Origin of the sequence: Streptomyces antarcticus, from assembly GCF_026627255.1 — a bacterium.
Taxonomy (GTDB): Bacteria; Actinomycetota; Actinomycetes; order Streptomycetales; family Streptomycetaceae; genus Streptomyces; species Streptomyces antarcticus.
Map to the genome: position 1 here is coordinate 13,157 of NZ_JAPNLM010000019.1, position 16,546 is coordinate 29,702.

The window sequence follows — 16,546 nt, forward strand, 5'->3', positions numbered from 1 at the left end:
TCAGCCCGCCCCCGTCCCCGTCCCCGTCCCCGTCCCGGCCCCGGCCCCCGACCCGGCCCCCGAACCCGACCCGGCCCCCGCCCCCGCGGCCACCACCACCGGGGTGATCGTCGTCTCCGCCGGGCCCAGGCTGTCCGCCTCGCGCTGGCGTTCCGCGCTGTCGCTGATGCGCAGGAGCAGCGCGATCATGACCCAGTTGGCCAGCAGGGACGAGCCGCCCTTCGCCAGGAACGGCAGTGCCTTGCCGGTCAGGGGGATCAGGCCCGTGACGCCCCCCGCGACCACGAAGACCTGGAGGGCCAGCGCCGAGGCCAGGCCCACCGCCAGCAGCTTGCCGAACGGGTCGCGGGCGCCCAGTGCCATCCGCAGCCCCCGCTGCACGAGGAGCGCGTAGAGGAGCAGTACGGCCATCACCCCGGCCAGGCCGAGTTCCTCGCCGACCGTGGTGAGGATGAAGTCGCTGCGGCCCGCGAACTTGATCAGCTCCGGATGGCCCAGGCCGAGGCCCGTCCCGGAGATGCCGCCCGTGCCGAAGCTGAACAGCGCCTGCGCGGACTGGTCCGAGGTGACCCCGGCCGGCCGGTTCTCCCAGTAGTACGACAGCGGCTCCAGCCAGGCCGCGACGCGCGCCTTGACGTGCGGTTCGGTCGAGCCCACCACGAACGCCCCGAGCGAGGCCATGACCAGGCCGCACACGATCCAGCCGGTGCGCTCGGTGGCGACGTACAGCATCACCACGAACACGCCGAAGAAGATCAGCGAGGTGCCGAGGTCGCGCTCGAAGACCAGCACCAGCATCGAGACGATCCACACCGTGACGATGGGGCCGAGCTGACGCATCGGCGGCAGCCGCACGCCCAGGACCCTGCGGCCGGACAGGGCCAGTGAGTCGCGGTGGATGACCAGGTAGCCGGCGAAGAAGACCGCGATCATGATCTTCACGAACTCACCGGGCTGGAGCGAGAAACCGAAGAGGATGATCCAGCGCTTCGCGCCGTACGTGTCCGCGCCGAAGAACGCCGGCGCGATCAGCAGCACCAGCGCGACCGCCATCGTGAGGTAGATGAACCGCTGGAGGAGGCGGTGGTCGCGCAGCAGGGCCAGCACCACCAGGCAGGCGGCGACCCCGACCACCGTCCACATCAGCTGCCCCGGCGCGTTCGCGTCCGCGCCGTACCGCTCGATGTACCCCTGGTCCAGGCGGTGCAGGAGCACCAGCCCCAGCCCGGTCAGGAGCATGGCCAGCGGGAAGACCAGCGGATCGGCGTAGGCGGCGAAGCGGCGCACGCCCAGGTGTCCCACCAGCGAGAGCAGCGTCATGCTGACCGTGAAGCCGGCCAGGTTGGGCGGCAGCCCGTCGTTCATCGCGAGGCCCGCGCAGGCGTGGCCGAGGACGGCGATGACGACGACGAACACCAGGAGCAGGGCCTCGGTGCGGCGGCGCGCGCCCGCCGTCGTCAGGGGCTTCAGTCCACGCACGGGATGCCGCCGCCGTCCTGGGGGGAGGCCGAGGGGGCGGGGGGTGCGGGGGGCGCCCCGTCGCGGGACGCCGGGGGTGACGCCTCACCGGGCGCGGAAGGCGTTCCCGGTGCGGAGGGAGCGGCGTCGGGCCCGCCGGAAGCGGCGGCCTCGGGTCCGATCTGCTCTGCAATGAGGCGCTTTATCTTCATATCATCTACGACGTTCACATCCTCCCCGTGGTTCCTTCCGAACCGCTCGACGGGGAGTGTCGTGAAGCGCACTCTTCCGCCGGACAGGTTCTTCGCCTGCTTCACGAACGAGAGCAGGTCCCAGCCCTCGTCCGTCACCACGTCCTGCTTCGCCGCGTCGATCAGCCGCATCAGCTTCACCGGGTCGGTGAAGGTGCCGGCCGAGTTCAGCTTCCGCGTCGCGCCCGCCAGGAACGCCTGCTGGCGCTTCGTCCGGTCCAGGTCGCCCATGTCCAGGCCGTGCCGCTGGCGGACGAAGGCGAGCGACTGCTGACCGTTCAGCGTCTGCGGCCCGGCCGGGAAGTCGGCCCCCGACCAGCGGTCCTTCACCGCCTTGTTCAGGCACACCGGTACACCGCCCAGCGCGTCGGCGAGGTGGTGGAAACCGGCCAGGTCCAGCTCGGCGAAGTGGTCGACCGGGACCCCGAGAAAGGCGCGCACCGTCTCGATCTGCGCCGCGCGCCCGGCCTCCCGGCCGTCCCGCTCCAGCTGCCGCCGGTCCTTGACGCCCTGCGCGGCGAGCTGCTCCTGCCGCTTCTCCTTCGCGAGCCCGTACGCCTTCTTGATCTTGTCCTTGCCGTGGCCGGGTATGCCGACGAAGTCGTCGCGCGGGACGGAGAACGCCTTCGCCTGGCTGCCGTCCGCGGGCACGTGCAGCAGGATCAGCGTGTTCGCGTTGTAGCCGCCGATGTCCGAACTGCCCGCGTGGAGCTTGTCGAGGACGTCGTCCGGCAGGTCCTCGCCGTTCTGGTCCTTACGGCTGTCCAGGCCCATCAACAGGATGTTCACGTCGCCGGACGACGACTTCTCGGCGCCCTCCAGGGCCTTGGAGCTGCCGATGCTCGCGGCCAGGTCGCGGTACGCGTACCAGGCCGTGCCGCCCGCCGTCACCGTCAGCGCGCAGCCCGTGATCAGCAGGGTGCGGGCGAGCCGCCGCCGACGGCGGCGGGACGGCCGGCGGGCTCGGTTCGTCGTCGTCTTCCTCCGGTGCGCGCTCATGCCTGTCGATGCTGGGGTGCCGGCGCTGAGGGAAACCTGAAGGTCCTGAAGGCGGCTTCAGGACCTCCGGGCCCCGGGCCGCCCGGCCGGTTCCGTCGGCAGGCGCAGGACCAGGCGGGCCCCGCCCTCCGGCCCCCGGCCGGCCGTCACCTCGCCGCCGTGCGCCCGCGCGATCTCCCGGGCGATGGCCAGGCCCAGCCCGGTCCCGCCGCTGGCCCGGCCGCGGTCCGCGTCCAGCCGTACGAACCGCTCGAACACCCGCTCCCGGTCCGCCTCCGGGATGCCCGGACCGTCGTCCGCCACCTCCAGCAGCGCCCGGCCCGCGCCGTCGCCCGCCGCCCGTACGACGACCTCGGTACGGGCGTACCGCACGGCGTTGTCCACCAGGTTGGCCAGCGCCCGCTCCAGCCGCGCCGGATCCCCGGCCGACGGTACGGGCGCCCCCGCCTCCACGCGCACCGCCACCCGGGACCCGCCCCGGCGCGCCGCGTCCTCCGCCGCCAGCAGCGCGAGGTCCACCGGCTCGGTGCGCGGCGCCGGGCCGCCGTCGAGGCGGGCGAGCAGCAGCAGGTCCGCCGCGATCCCCTGGAGCCGTTCGGTGTCGGCCAGCGCGGCGGCCACCGACTCCCGGTCGGGGCGGCCCGCGGCCAGTGCCACCTCCAGCCGGGTGCGTACGGCGGCCAGCGGATTGCGCAGCTCGTGCGAGGCGTCGGCGGTGAACTGCCGCTGCCGGGCGTCGGAGCGCTCCAGCCGGTCGAGCGTGTCGTTGACGGTGCGGGCCAGCCGGGCGATCTCGTCGGCGCCGCCCGGGTCGGGCACCCGCCGGTCCAGTTCGCTCGCGGTGACCGCGGCCAGCCCGGTGCGGATCGCGGTGACCGGGCGGAGCGCCTGGCCCGTCACCCACCAGGCGAGGGCCGCCGCGAAGCCGATCAGCGGCGGCGCGCCCGCCAGCAGCCCGGCCGCGACGGCCCCGGTCGCGTCGTCGACGTCGCCGAGCACCGTCATGGCGTACACGGTGTGGGGGTCGTGCGCCCCCGGCGCGCCCGGTACCCGGACCGCGCCCGCCACCTGTGCCGCGCCCGGTACCTGGACGACGACCACCACCCGGCGTTCCGCGCCGGGCCGCGAGGGCGGCAGCACGGCCGACCGGGAGTCCTCCCCGGGGCCGGGGCGCAGCCCGCCGAAGTCCGGGGCGTCGTCCGGGTTCCCGCTGCCGGCCAGGGTCCGCCCGGCCGCGTCCCGTACGAGGACCAGGTCCACCCCGCCCTCGGGCGCGGGCAGCCGCCCGCCGGGCGGCACGGCCCGCGCGTCGAGCTGGGCGGCGACCTTGCGGGCGGCGAGCTCGGTGCGGCCGGTGGTGTTGTCGAGCAGGTTGGCCCGCAGCAGGGCGAACAGCCACAGCCCGCCGGCGCCGAGCACGGCGGCCATGGCGAGGGCGGCGGCCGCGGCGGCCCGCGCCCGCAGGGTGGCCGGTCGCCCGCGCGACGGCCTCCCCGGGCGCGCCGCACGGCCGGAGCGGGCGGCGGCACTAGCCACCGTCGGGCGCCATCCGGTAGCCGGTGCCGTGGACGGTGAGGATCGAGCGGCGGCCGAACGGCGCGTCGATCTTCCTCCGCAGCGAGGAGACGTAGACCTCGACGATGTTCGGGTCGATGCCGTGCGGGGCATCCCAGACCTCGTCGAGGATGTCCTGTTTCGCGACGGCCCGGCCCGGCTGCTCCATCAGGCAGGCGAGCACGCCGAGTTCGCGGGCGGTGAGCTCGATCTCGTGGGCGCCGCGGCGGCAGCGCCGGCCCTGCGGGTCGAGGAGGAGGTCGCCGGCCTGGAGCGTGGTGCGGTCGGGGGCGCCCGCGCGGCGGGCCAGTGCCCGGATGCGGGCGGCCAGGACGACGAAGGAGAACGGCTTGGTGAGGTAGTCGTCGGCGCCGGAGTCCAGGCCCTCGGCCTCGTCGTACTCGCCGTCCATGGCGGTGAGCACCAGCACCGGGGTGGTGTCGCCGTGGGCGCGCATGCGGGTGCAGATCTCGTAGCCGTTCACGCCGGGGAGCATCAGGTCGAGGAGCACGACGTCGTACGGTCCGCCGGAGAGGGCGAGGTCCAGGCCGGTGTGGCCGTCGTGGGCGACCTCGACCAGGTGCCCGTCGGCGGAGAGGCCGCGCCGCAGTGACTCGGCGAGCCCCTCTTCGTCTTCGACCACCAGGATGCGCACGGCTCAAGCGTCACATATCGGTCGTGGACCGATGGCGGCCGGATGCGGGAGCACCGCCCCGCACGCCGGATCCGGCCCGTTCGCGCTGAGAGGAAAAGCGGTCAGAAAGGCCTGGGGGACCGGGATTTCGCCGTGTCCGGAGCCCGCCGCACGCCACACCCGACGGCGAGAATTGGCACTCCGCTTGACCGAGTGCTAATCGCCGGAATAGTCTCGGGCCTGGCACTCGCCACTGGAGAGTGCCAACATGGCGACGGGCAGGTCCGGCACCCGCGACGACGGATCCACCTGGTCGCCACCTCAAACAGTTAACCCCGTGAGATCTCCGAAGGGGGAGACCGGAACGTGACGACCGCCAGCTCCAAGGTTGCCATCAAGCCGCTCGAGGACCGCATTGTGGTCCAGCCGCTCGACGCCGAGCAGACCACGGCCTCCGGCCTGGTCATCCCGGACACCGCGAAGGAGAAGCCCCAGGAGGGCGTCGTCCTCGCCGTGGGCCCGGGTCGCTTCGAAGACGGTAACCGTCTTCCGCTCGATGTCTCCGTCGGCGACATCGTGCTGTACAGCAAGTACGGCGGCACCGAAGTGAAGTACAGCGGCGAGGAGTACCTCGTCCTCTCGGCTCGCGACGTGCTCGCGATCATCGAGAAGTAATTCGCTTCCAGTTTTGATTTGAGCTGCGCCCCTGGTCACCCTGCTGATGCCGGGCGGCGAGGGGCGTAGTTCGTTCCAGGCGGTGGCGGTCGCGGTGAGCGGCCGATCGCAACGAGAGGACTGAACCGCTCCCATGCCGAAGATTCTGAAGTTCGACGAGGACGCCCGTCGCGCCCTCGAGCGCGGCGTCAACAAGCTTGCCGACACGGTCAAGGTGACGATCGGCCCCCGTGGCCGCAACGTCGTCATCGACAAGAAGTTCGGCGCCCCCACCATCACCAACGACGGTGTCACCATCGCTCGCGAAGTCGAGCTGGACGACCCGTTCGAGAACCTGGGCGCGCAGCTCGTGAAGGAGGTGGCGACCAAGACCAACGACATCGCGGGCGACGGCACCACCACCGCCACCGTGCTGGCCCAGGCGCTGGTCCGCGAGGGTCTGCGCAACGTTGCCGCGGGCGCGTCCCCGGCCGCCCTGAAGAAGGGCATCGACGCCGCGGTCAAGGCCGTCTCCGAGGAGCTCCTCGCGACCGCCCGTCCGATCGAGGACAAGTCCGACATCGCCGCTGTGGCCGCGCTCTCCGCGCAGGACCAGCAGGTCGGCGAGCTCATCGCCGAGGCGATGGACAAGGTCGGCAAGGACGGTGTCATCACCGTCGAGGAGTCCAACACCTTCGGCCTGGAGCTGGAGTTCACCGAGGGCATGGCCTTCGACAAGGGCTACCTCTCGCCGTACATGGTCTCCGACCAGGAGCGTATGGAGGCCATCCTCGATGACCCGTACATCCTGATCCACCAGGGCAAGATCTCCTCGATCCAGGACCTCCTGCCGCTGCTGGAGAAGGTCATCCAGGCCGGCGCCTCCAAGCCGCTGCTGATCATCGCCGAGGACGTCGAGGGCGAGGCGCTCTCCACCCTCGTCGTCAACAAGATCCGCGGCACCTTCAACGCGGTCGCCGTGAAGGCCCCCGGCTTCGGTGACCGTCGCAAGGCCATGCTCCAGGACGTCGCCACCCTCACCGGTGCCACCGTCATCGCGGAGGAGGTCGGCCTCAAGCTCGACCAGGCCGGTCTGGACGTACTGGGCACCGCCCGCCGCGTCACGATCTCCAAGGACGACACGACCATCGTCGACGGTGGCGGCAGCCACGAGGAAGTCGTCGGCCGTGTCAACCAGATCAAGGCCGAGATCGAGTCCACGGACTCCGACTGGGACCGCGAGAAGCTGCAGGAGCGCCTGGCGAAGCTCGCCGGCGGCGTCTGCGTCATCAAGGTCGGCGCCGCCACCGAGGTGGAGCTCAAGGAGAAGAAGCACCGCCTCGAGGACGCCATCTCGGCGACCCGCGCCGCGGTCGAGGAGGGCATCGTCTCCGGCGGTGGCTCCGCGCTCGTCCACGCCGTCAAGGTCCTCGAGGGCAACCTCGGCCTGAGCGGCGACGAGGCCACCGGTGTCGCGGTCGTGCGCCGCGCCGCCGTCGAGCCGCTGCGCTGGATCGCGGAGAACGCCGGCCTCGAGGGCTACGTCATCACCGCGAAGGTCGCCGAGCTCGACAAGGGCCAGGGCTTCAACGCCGCCACCGGCGAGTACGGCGACCTGGTCAAGGCCGGCGTCATCGACCCGGTGAAGGTCACCCGCTCCGCGCTGGAGAACGCCGCTTCCATCGCCTCCCTGCTGCTCACGACCGAGACCCTGGTCGTCGAGAAGCCGGCCGAGGACGAGGGCGACGCCGGTCACGGCCACGGTCACAGCCACTGATCGCAGCACCACGCTCAACGCTCCACGTTCCACGAGAAAGCCCCGGTCACCGCTGCCAAGCGGGGGTGACCGGGGCTTCCCCGTGCCGGGGCACGAGTCGGGCCGGCTATCCGGGCATCATGCCCATCTGCCGCATCAGGCCGGGGGCGTCGTAATACCACCAGCCCTCGGCGATCGTTCCGTTCTCCATCCGGAAGGTCGTGCACCCCGACATGGCGACGTCCTTGCCGGTCGGCGCGATCCCCATGAACTCGCCCTTCTGGGTGCCCTTCCAGTCCCACAGGGTGGTGACGCAGTCGCCCTCGGCGATCTGGCGGGTCAGGTCGAAGGAGAGGTCGAAGGCGTCCCGCCACATGCCGATGGTCCGCCGCATACCGTCGCGCCCGTCGCTCCTGCCCTGGTCCTCCATGATGTCGTGGTCGGTGTAGCCGGCCGCGAAGCACTCGTCGACGGCGTCCAGGTCGCCCTTGCCGACGATGTCCTCGAACACCCGCCGCGCGACCCGCTTGTTGAGGTGCTCGTCGCGGACCACGTCCAGGTTCATGAACTTCGGCATGCCCTCGCAGAGGGCCACCATCTCCTGGAACATCAAGTCGGTCTCCGGGAGCCGGGAGTTCTTCATCGCGTCCTCGTACGAGGGGAATTCGACGAGGTCGACGTAGTGCGTCCCGGCGTCCCGGTCCCGGCCGATCATCGTGTGGGTGACCGTGCGCCTGCCGCGGGTCTGCTCCGTGTAGCGGTCGAGGAGCGCGTTCATCTCGTCGAACCGCCTGGTCTCGTAATCGATTACCTGTACGAATGCCATCGTGTCGCCTCCGGGGGTGGATGGGACACGTCCAGTTTAGGGAGATTTCACCCATTTGGCGGGTTTACTCGCCGGTTACCGGGGGAGCGGTGGACCCGATCACTACTGGGGCCCGTACTTGCGGCCCGTGCGCGAGGACATCCCGCCCAGCAGCCCGCGCGGCGTCAGCTTCACCACGCCCATCAGCGCCTTGTACCTCGGGTCCGGGACCGACACCGTCCTGCCCCGGGCCAGGTCGGCGAGGGCCGCGGTCACCAGCTTGTCGGCGTCCAGCCACAGCCAGCCCGGGATGTTGTCCGTGCCCATGCCGGCCCGCTGGTGGAACTCCGTCCGTACGAAGCCGGGGCACAGGGCCATCAGGCGCACCCCGGAACCCGCCATGTCCTTCGCCGCCCCCTGGGTGAACTGCACGACCCAGGCCTTGCTCGCCCCGTACGTGCCGCGCGGCAGGAACGCCGCCACCGAGGCCACGTTGATCACGCCGCCGCGGCCGCGCGAGCGCATCGGCCCGGCGGCCGCCGAGGTCAGCCGCAGGACCGCCTCGACGTGCACCTTCAGCATGGTCAGCTCGTCCGCCATGGAGACGTCGAGGTAGCGGCCCTTGTTGCCGAAGCCGGCGTTGTTCACCAGCAGGTCGACCGGGTGCGTGCGGTCGGCCAGGCGCTGCTCGACCGCCGCGATGCCCTCCTCCGTGGCGAGGTCGGCGGCCAGCACCTCGGCCTCGATGCCGTGCCGGTCGTGCAGTTCGGTCGCCTGGGCGCCGAGCCGCTTCGTGTCCCGTGCCACCAGCACCAGATTGTGCCCCTGGGCGGCGAGCCGCCGGGCGAAGGCGGCGCCGATGCCCGCCGTGGATCCCGTAATCAACGCAGTCGTCATAGGCGCAACCTAGCCGCCCCCGCTGACGGCTCAGCGCGCCCCGTGCCTGGCGGCGTACGCGAGCGCGGTCTCGCGCACGTCGGGCGCCAGCGCCTCGCCCGCGGCCAGGACCCGCGGCAGCAGCGCGCGCTCGGTGGTCCAGGCGCGGAACAGGAACGCGGAGGTCACCTCGTGCTCCGGGCGGTGGGTGATCACGATCCGGTCGCCGGGCGAGATCCGGCCCTCGCGGACCACCCGCAGGTACGTGCCCGGACGGTTCTCCCGGGTGAACCGCTTGACCCAGCCGGGCTCGCCCAGCACGGCCTGGAAGGTCCGGCACGGGATGCGGGTGGAGGAGACCTCCAGGACCAGCTCGGGGCCCACCTCCCAGCGCTCGCCCAGCACCGCGCCGCTCAGGTCCACACCGCTGGTGGTCAGGTTCTCGCCGAAGAGGCCGGGGGCCAGCTCGCGCCCCAGCTCGGCCTCCCACCAGTCCAGGTCCTCGCGTGCGTACGCGTACACGGCCTGGTGGTCGCCGCCGTGGTGGCGCCGGTCGCACACGGCGTCGCCCTCCAGGCCGCTGCCGGCACCGGTCGCCTTCGGCCCCGGCGCAGACACGCGGACCGGCCCCGGCACGGGGCGCTTGCCGATGCCGGTCACCCCGGCGTCGGCGTAGTCAACGGCCGTGGCCCGGCCGACGTTCACGGAGATCAGATGCATGGGACCCATGCGGACACGCTAGCCGAACCGCCCCAAAGAGTCGTACGGATATTCGCACCGCGGTCAAAGCGGGGCTTATGCTCGGAGGGTGATCGAGGCACGTCATCTCCGGGTCCTGCGCGCCGTCGCCGGGACCGGCTCCTTTTCCGCCGCCGCCCGCGAACTGGGCTGCACCCAGCCCGCCGTCTCCCAGCAGATGAAGGCGCTGGAGCAGTCGGCCGGCACCCCGCTGCTCATCCGCACCGGCCGCGAGATGCGGCTCACCCAGGCCGGTGAGGCCCTCGTGCGGCACGCCGCGGGCATCCTGGCCGGGCTGACCGCCGCCGAGGAGGAGGTCGCGGCCATCGCCGGGCTGCGCGCCGGCCGCGTCCGGCTGGTGTCCTTCCCCAGCGGCAGCTCCACCCTGGTGCCCACCGCCCTCGCGGCGATGCGGGCCGGACACCCCGGGACCCGCATCTCGCTCGTCGAGGCCGAACCGCCGCGCTCGGTGGAGATGCTGCGCGAGGGCGACTGCGACGTGGCGCTGGCCTTCCGGTACGGCGGTTCGCCCGCGGCCGCCGCGGAGTGGGAGGACCTCGTGGTCCGGCCGCTGCTGACCGACCGGCTCGTCGGACTGGTCCCCGAGGGTCACCGGCTGGCCGGGGCCGAACGGGTGGGCATGGCCGAGCTGGCCGACGAGGCCTGGATCGCCGGCTGCCCGCGCTGCCGCCGCCACCTGGTGGAGGTGTGCGAAGCCGCGGGATTCACCCCCCGCATCGACTTCGCCACCGACGACTACCCGGCGGTGGTCGGCCTGGTCGGCGCCGGGCTGGGCGTGGCGGTGCTGCCGGAGCTCGCGGTGGAGTCCGTACGGGCCAAGGGCGTGAGCACGGTCAGCGTGGAGCCGGCCGTGGAGCGCGAGGTCGTGGCCCTGACCCTGCCCGACCTGGCCCGCGTCCCGGCCGTGGCCGCGACCCTGGCCGAGCTGGTCCGGGCCGGCGCGCGCTGACCTGGGGCAGGGCCCCGACCGCGCCCCGGCGGGCCCGGGCAAGGAGCCCGGACCCGCCGCACATTCGAAGAAACGTTCCTTCTGACGTTTCGCGGAGTTCCGGTCAGTGCTGCTGCGCTTTCGGCCCGATCGCGGTCGACGCGGGGATCAGGCGATGCCGGGCGCGGCCCATCAGCTCCTCGCGCTCGTCCTCGGTGAGGCCGCCCCACACCCCGTAGGGCTCGCGGACGGCGAGTGCGTGCGCGGCGCATTCCGAGCGCACCGGGCATCTCATGCAGACCTCTTTAGCCGAGGCCTCGCGCGCGCTCCTGGCCGCGCCCCGCTCGCCTTCCGGGTGGAAGAAGAGGGAGCTGTCGACCCCGCGGCAGGCTGCGAGGAGCTGCCAGTCCCAGAGGTCGGCGTTCGGTCCGGGGAGGCGGGAGAAATCTGCCATTGGTAGTCCCTCTTGGTGCCGGTACTGAGGCGGATACGGTCCATGTCTCCACACCTACTGTCGGAGTAGATGTAAATATGACTCATTGGGAATCTAGCCTCAGACATGTGCCAAACGGAAGGAAAGCCGCCAAATAGGGCATAGCTCCATGTGGACGACACGGAGCCCGCGCCTCCGCCGTCGTGATCGCGTCCTCACGTAGAGTGCCGAAGGTGTCCGTCCGACCCGTAACTCTTTCGAGTGACCATCGTTGAGAGTGCGAAGGCGGTTGAACCAAGAAGTTCTCGGACAGGTGTCCGGGAGCATCGACCGCACAGGTGACGATACGTACCAGCCTGGAGGCTCAAGGTGACGCGCATCAGCAGCTGCGGAGGGCGGTCATGACATCCGTCCTCGTCTGCGACGACTCCCCGCTTGCCCGAGAGGCGCTCCGTCGTGCGGTTGCCACCGTGCCCGGCGTCGAGCGTGTGACGACGGCTGCCAACGGCGAGGAAGTCCTCCGCCGCTGGGGTGCCGACCGCTCCGACCTCATTCTGATGGATGTACGGATGCCCGGGCTCGGCGGTGTGGAGACGGTTCGCCGGCTGCTCTCGGCCGACCCCGGCGCCCGCATCATCATGCTGACGGTCGCCGAGGACCTGGACGGCGTGGCCCTCGCGGTCGCCGCCGGCGCCCGGGGCTACCTGCACAAGGACGCCTCGCGCGCCGAACTGCGGGCCACGGTCACCCAGGCCCTCGCCGACCCGACCTGGCGACTGGCCCCGCGCCGGCTCCGCTCGGCCGAGATGGGCGCCGCGCCCACGCTCACCGCGCGCGAGATCCAGGTGCTGGAGGGCATGAGCCACGGCCGGTCCAACGCGGAGATCGGGCGCGAGCTCTTCCTCTCCGAGGACACGGTCAAGACCCACGCCCGGCGGCTGTTCAAGAAGCTCGGCGCGTCCGACCGGGCGCACGCCGTGGCGCTCGGCTTCCGCTGGGGCCTGGTGCGCTGACCCGCCCCCGGACCCGGACCGGTCCGCCGACGGCGGACCGTCCGAGCGGTCCCGTCCGCCTCCGGCGGACGGGGCGGCGTACCCGGGAATGCGCGGATCGCGGTCCGGGGACGTGTCGCTTCGTGCGCGATGCCGCATCCTTGGGGGTGTGCCGCATTCTTGGAGATGTGGGGTCCCCGTCCTCGGGGACCATTCGGCCGAGCGGGAGGGGAGGCGCAGAGCATGAGTTCCGGCGCACCCGCTCATAACGCTTCGACGCACAACCAGGGCCATGGTGCCGCGAATCCTGCGGCGTCAAGGCACCATGGATTGATGCGCGACGACGAGGCCCCGGGGTCACCCGAGCCCACAGGCCCCACCGGCGCCGCCCGAGGCGGCAACGCCGGCGCCGTCAGTGCGCTCGTACGCCGTGCGGTGGAGGGTGACGAGCAGGCCACGCACGATCTGCTCGCCTTCGTGCACCCCCTCGCGATCCGCTACTGCCGCTCGCGGCTGTCCCGCCTTCCGGGTGACGCCCGCCACTTCGTGGAGGACCTGGCGCAGGAGGTCTGCGTCGCCGTCCTGATGGCGCTGCCGCGCTACCGCGACACCGGGAGGCCCTTCGAGGCCTTCGTCTTCGCCATCGCCGCGCACAAGGTCGCCGACCTCCAGCGGGCGGCCATGCGGCACCCGGGCAGTACGGCGGTCCCCTCCGACGAGATGCCCGAGCGGCCCGACGACTCGCTGGGTCCGGAGGAGCGCGCCCTGCTCAGCAGCGACGCGGCCTGGGCCAAGAAGCTCCTTGCCAACCTTCCGGAGAACCAGCGCGAGCTGCTCGTCCTGCGGGTGGCCGTCGGTCTGACCGCCGAGGAGACCGGGCAGATGCTCGGCATGTCCCCCGGAGCGGTGCGGGTGGCCCAGCACAGGGCCCTCAGCCGACTGCGCGCACTCGCCGAGCAGTAGATCCGTCCATCGTAGGAAGTGACAAAACTTCCGCTCGGCCTTGGTCGTGGAATGAGACGCGACGGGATCCCGTTAGCATGGACATCCCCGCTGAGCAAGACCATTTGGGAAGGTGTCATGACTGTCAACGCCGACGGAGTGCCCGACAAATTCGCCACGCTCGGGCTTACCTACGATGACGTCCTGCTGCTGCCGGGCTCGTCGGACATGGCGCCGGACGATATCGACACCTCTTCCCTCATCTCGCGGAACGTCCGTGTGAACGTTCCGCTGCTCTCCGCCGCCATGGACAAGGTCACCGAGGCCCGCATGGCCATCGCGATGGCCCGTCAGGGCGGCGTCGGCGTACTGCACCGCAACCTCTCCATCGCCGACCAGGCCAACCAGGTCGACCTGGTCAAGCGCTCCGAGTCCGGCATGGTGACCGACCCGATCACGGTCCACCCGGACGCGACGCTGCGCGAGGCGGACCAGCTCTGCGCGAAGTTCCGCATCTCCGGCGTCCCGGTCACCGACCCGGCGGGCAAGCTCCTCGGCATCGTCACCAACCGCGACATGGCCTTCGAGTCGGACCGCAGCCGCCAGGTGCGCGAGGTCATGACCCCGATGCCGCTGGTCACGGGCAAGGTCGGCATCTCCGGCGTCGACGCCATGGAGCTGCTGCGCCGCCACAAGATCGAGAAGCTTCCGCTGGTCGACGACGCGGGCATCCTCAAGGGCCTCATCACGGTCAAGGACTTCGTCAAGGCCGAGCAGTACCCGAACGCCGCCAAGGACAAGGGCGGCCGGCTGCTCGTCGGTGCGGCCGTCGGGGTCGCCGGTGACGCGTACGAGCGCGCCCAGGCCCTGATCGAGGCCGGCGCCGACTTCATCGTCGTCGACACCGCCCACGGCCACTCCCGCCTGGTCGGCGACATGGTCGCCAAGATCAAGTCGAACGGCGGCATCGACGTCATCGGCGGCAACGTCGCCACCCGCGACGGCGCCCAGGCACTGATCGACGCCGGCTGCGACGGCATCAAGGTCGGCGTCGGCCCCGGCTCCATCTGTACCACCCGCGTGGTCGCCGGCATCGGCGTCCCGCAGGTCACCGCCATCTACGAGGCCGCGCTCGCCGCGAAGGCCGCGGGCGTCCCGGTCATCGGGGACGGCGGCCTCCAGTACTCGGGCGACATCGCCAAGGCGCTCGTCGCCGGCGCCGACACGGTGATGCTGGGCTCGCTGCTCGCGGGCTGCGAGGAGTCCCCGGGCGAGCTGCTCTTCATCAACGGCAAGCAGTTCAAGTCGTACCGCGGCATGGGCTCGCTCGGCGCGATGCAGTCCCGCGGCGACCAGCGCTCCTACTCCAAGGACCGCTACTTCCAGGAGGGCGTGGGCGGCGACGACAAGCTCATCCCCGAGGGCATCGAGGGCCAGGTCCCCTACCGCGGTCCGCTCTCCGCGGTCGTGCACCAGCTCATCGGCGGCCTGCGCCAGTCGATGTTCTACGTCGGCGGCCGCACGGTCCCGGAGCTGCAGGACCGGGGCCGCTTCGTCCGGATCACCTCGGCGGGCCTCAAGGAGAGCCACCCGCACGACATCCAGATGACGGTGGAGGCACCGAACTACAGCCGCAAGGGCTGAACCGAGTGACGTGAGGGGCGGGCCCCGGACGGCGATCTCCACCGCCGGCCGGGGGCCCGCCCCTTCGCCGTGCGCGCGGGTACGTCCGTACAGCGGTCACCGAAACGCAGTCCTCCGCCCGTCGGGGATACTGGACGGGCAGACCCACAGGAAAGGCCACCACACGTGACTGAGATCGAGATCGGGCGCGGCAAGCGCGGCCGCAGGGCGTACGCGTTCGACGACATCGCCATCGTCCCGAGCCGGCGTACCCGGGACCCGAAGGAGGTCTCGATCGCCTGGCAGATCGACGCGTACCGCTTCGAGCTCCCCTTCCTGGCCGCCCCCATGGACTCGGTCGTCTCCCCGCAGACCGCGATCCGCATCGGCGAGCTCGGCGGCCTCGGCGTGCTGAACCTCGAAGGCCTGTGGACCCGGTACGAGGACCCGCAGCCGCTGCTGGACGAGATCGCGGAGCTGGACGAGGAGACCGCCACGCGCCGTCTCCAGGAGATCTACGCGGCCCCGATCCAGGCGGACCTGATCCGGCAGCGGATCAAGGAAGTGCGCGACTCCGGTGTCGTCACCGCCGCCGCGCTCTCCCCGCAGCGCACCGCCGAGTTCTCCAAGGCCGTCGTCGAGGCGGGCGTGGACATCTTCGTGATCCGCGGCACGACCGTGTCGGCGGAGCACGTTTCGGGCGCGGCCGAGCCGCTGAACCTGAAGCAGTTCATCTACGAGCTCGACGTCCCCGTCATCGTGGGCGGCTGCGCCACCTACACGGCGGCCCTGCACCTGATGCGGACCGGCGCCGCGGGCGTCCTGGTCGGCTTCGGCGGCGGCGCCGCGCACACGACGCGCAACGTCCTCGGCATCCAGGTCCCGATGGCCACCGCCGTCGCGGACGTGGCCGCGGCCCGCCGCGACTACATGGACGAGTCCGGCGGCCGCTACGTGCACGTCATCGCCGACGGCGGCGTGGGCTGGTCGGGCGACGTCCCGAAGGCCGTGGCCTGCGGCGCCGACGCCGTCATGATCGGCTCCCCGCTGGCGCGCGCCACCGACGCGCCCGGCAAGGGCAACCACTGGGGCATGGAGGCCGTCCACGAGGACGTGCCGCGCGGCAAGAAGGTGGACCTGGGCACCGTCGGCACCACCGAGGAGATCCTCACCGGGCCGTCGCACTCCCCGGACGGCTCGATGAACATCTTCGGCGCGCTGCGCCGCTCGATGGCCACCACCGGCTACAGCGAGCTCAAGGAGTTCCAGCGGGTCGAGGTCACGGTCGCGGACTCGCAGCACAGCCGCTGACCTGGCAGCACGCCGACACGCCGGAGGGCCGGCACCCCGAGCGGGGTGCCGGCCCTCCGGCGCGTGCTGGCGCGGGTCAGTCGCTGACCTTGCGGGCGGTACCGAAGGCGACGACTCCGCCGATGACGAGGAAGAGGTAGTCCATGGCCTCGGCCGACTCCTTCCAGATGTCGTTCAGGCCGCCGATGCCCGGGTTGCTCAGGACATCGCCGAGGCCGACGTGGGCGAACTCGGAGAGCGCGAGCGCGATGAAGAACAGCTGGCCGAGGTAGACGGCGCCGACCGACAGCACCGCGCTGACCACGGGGAGGACCGGGTTCTTCCCACCGATCTTGCCGGCGGCGAGGCCGACGAGGGCGCCGACGGCGACCGCGGCGTAGCCGACCTGGCGGTCGATGGCGTTCATGATGCCGCCGTACGCGCCGGCCGCCACCAGCGCCGCGACGACGGCGGCCAGGATGCCGAAGCCCACGTTGCCGTGCCGGGCCGGGGCGGGGGCGGGGGCCGCGGTGTAGGAGTCGGGCGCGGGCGGCTGGAAGCTCTGAGCCATTGGGAATCCCCCCAGGGAAAT

The 16,546-nt window shown here is 71.8% G+C and carries 16 protein-coding genes; 7 read left to right on the forward strand and 9 right to left on the reverse strand.

Annotated elements, in window-relative coordinates:
- The 4 genes from OTB16_RS25835 to OTB16_RS25850 are packed head-to-tail and all read right to left on the reverse strand — an operon-like array spanning window position 1 to window position 4,917.
- Window positions 1-1,479, reverse strand: a complete 1,479-nt coding sequence (locus tag OTB16_RS25835; protein ID WP_267723142.1) for an FtsW/RodA/SpoVE family cell cycle protein — start codon at window positions 1,477-1,479, stop codon at window positions 1-3.
- On the reverse strand, window positions 1,467-2,708 hold the full coding sequence (locus OTB16_RS25840; protein WP_267723143.1) for an LCP family protein: 1,242 nt from the start codon (window positions 2,706-2,708) through the stop codon (window positions 1,467-1,469). The genes OTB16_RS25835 and OTB16_RS25840 overlap by 13 nt, the downstream gene beginning before the upstream one ends.
- A 57-nt stretch (window positions 2,709-2,765) precedes the next feature.
- Window positions 2,766-4,244: a sensor histidine kinase gene (locus OTB16_RS25845; RefSeq protein ID WP_267723144.1), complete on the reverse strand. Its 1,479-nt coding sequence runs from the start codon at window positions 4,242-4,244 to the stop codon at window positions 2,766-2,768.
- Window positions 4,237-4,917 (reverse strand): response regulator transcription factor, encoded by a 681-nt coding sequence (locus OTB16_RS25850; protein ID WP_267723145.1) that lies wholly within the window; start codon window positions 4,915-4,917, stop codon window positions 4,237-4,239. Before OTB16_RS25850 ends, OTB16_RS25845 begins: the two co-directional genes overlap by 8 nt.
- A 345-nt stretch (window positions 4,918-5,262) precedes the next feature.
- On the opposite strand from OTB16_RS25850, the gene groES reads away from it, so the two are divergent.
- The gene (gene groES / locus OTB16_RS25855) at window positions 5,263-5,571 is read left to right on the forward strand and encodes a co-chaperone GroES (RefSeq protein WP_267723146.1); all 309 of its coding nucleotides are present in this window, start codon (window positions 5,263-5,265) and stop codon (window positions 5,569-5,571) included.
- Between the two features lie 133 nt (window positions 5,572-5,704).
- Window positions 5,705-7,327, forward strand: a complete 1,623-nt coding sequence (gene groL, locus OTB16_RS25860) for a chaperonin GroEL (RefSeq protein ID WP_267723147.1) — start codon at window positions 5,705-5,707, stop codon at window positions 7,325-7,327.
- A gap of 106 nt (window positions 7,328-7,433) precedes the next feature.
- Here the strand turns inward: groL and OTB16_RS25865 are convergent, their stop codons facing one another.
- The 3 genes from OTB16_RS25865 to OTB16_RS25875 all read right to left on the reverse strand — a co-directional run bounded on the left by OTB16_RS25865 (window position 7,434) and on the right by OTB16_RS25875 (window position 9,707).
- Window positions 7,434-8,132, reverse strand: coding sequence for an ester cyclase (locus OTB16_RS25865; protein WP_267723148.1), 699 nt, complete (start codon window positions 8,130-8,132; stop codon window positions 7,434-7,436).
- A gap of 102 nt (window positions 8,133-8,234) precedes the next feature.
- A complete protein-coding gene (locus OTB16_RS25870; RefSeq protein WP_267723149.1) occupies window positions 8,235-9,008 on the reverse strand; it encodes an SDR family NAD(P)-dependent oxidoreductase in 774 nt (257 codons plus the stop codon).
- Window positions 9,009-9,038: 30 nt separating this feature from the next.
- On the reverse strand, window positions 9,039-9,707 hold the full coding sequence (locus OTB16_RS25875) for an MOSC domain-containing protein (RefSeq protein WP_267723270.1): 669 nt from the start codon (window positions 9,705-9,707) through the stop codon (window positions 9,039-9,041).
- Window positions 9,708-9,795: 88 nt separating this feature from the next.
- Here OTB16_RS25875 and OTB16_RS25880 point away from each other — a divergent pair, with 88 nt between their 5' ends.
- Window positions 9,796-10,695 carry a LysR family transcriptional regulator gene (locus tag OTB16_RS25880; RefSeq protein WP_267723150.1) on the forward strand — a complete coding sequence of 300 codons (900 nt, stop codon included), beginning with the start codon at window positions 9,796-9,798 and terminating at the stop codon, window positions 10,693-10,695.
- Window positions 10,696-10,798: 103 nt separating this feature from the next.
- On the opposite strand, the gene OTB16_RS25885 is transcribed toward OTB16_RS25880, so the two are convergent.
- On the reverse strand, window positions 10,799-11,128 hold the full coding sequence (locus OTB16_RS25885; RefSeq protein WP_267723151.1) for a WhiB family transcriptional regulator: 330 nt from the start codon (window positions 11,126-11,128) through the stop codon (window positions 10,799-10,801).
- Window positions 11,129-11,508: 380 nt separating this feature from the next.
- On the opposite strand from OTB16_RS25885, the gene OTB16_RS25890 reads away from it, so the two are divergent.
- The 4 genes from OTB16_RS25890 (at window position 11,509) to OTB16_RS25905 (ending at window position 15,975) form a co-directional block, all read left to right on the forward strand.
- A complete protein-coding gene (locus tag OTB16_RS25890) occupies window positions 11,509-12,120 on the forward strand; it encodes a response regulator transcription factor (protein WP_003948568.1) in 612 nt (203 codons plus the stop codon).
- 312 nt (window positions 12,121-12,432) lie between these two features.
- Window positions 12,433-13,062: a sigma-70 family RNA polymerase sigma factor gene (locus tag OTB16_RS25895; RefSeq protein ID WP_267723152.1), complete on the forward strand. Its 630-nt coding sequence runs from the start codon at window positions 12,433-12,435 to the stop codon at window positions 13,060-13,062.
- Window positions 13,063-13,179: 117 nt separating this feature from the next.
- On the forward strand, window positions 13,180-14,685 hold the full coding sequence (gene guaB / locus OTB16_RS25900) for an IMP dehydrogenase (protein WP_267723153.1): 1,506 nt from the start codon (window positions 13,180-13,182) through the stop codon (window positions 14,683-14,685).
- Window positions 14,686-14,850: 165 nt separating this feature from the next.
- Complete coding sequence (locus OTB16_RS25905; RefSeq protein ID WP_267723154.1) at window positions 14,851-15,975, forward strand: GuaB3 family IMP dehydrogenase-related protein; 1,125 nt, start codon at window positions 14,851-14,853, stop codon at window positions 15,973-15,975.
- Between the two features lie 76 nt (window positions 15,976-16,051).
- On the opposite strand, the gene OTB16_RS25910 is transcribed toward OTB16_RS25905, so the two are convergent.
- Entirely contained in the window at window positions 16,052-16,525 is a 474-nt protein-coding gene (locus tag OTB16_RS25910) for a hypothetical protein (RefSeq protein WP_267723155.1), read from the reverse strand.
- Between the last annotated feature and the right edge of the window lie 21 nt (window positions 16,526-16,546).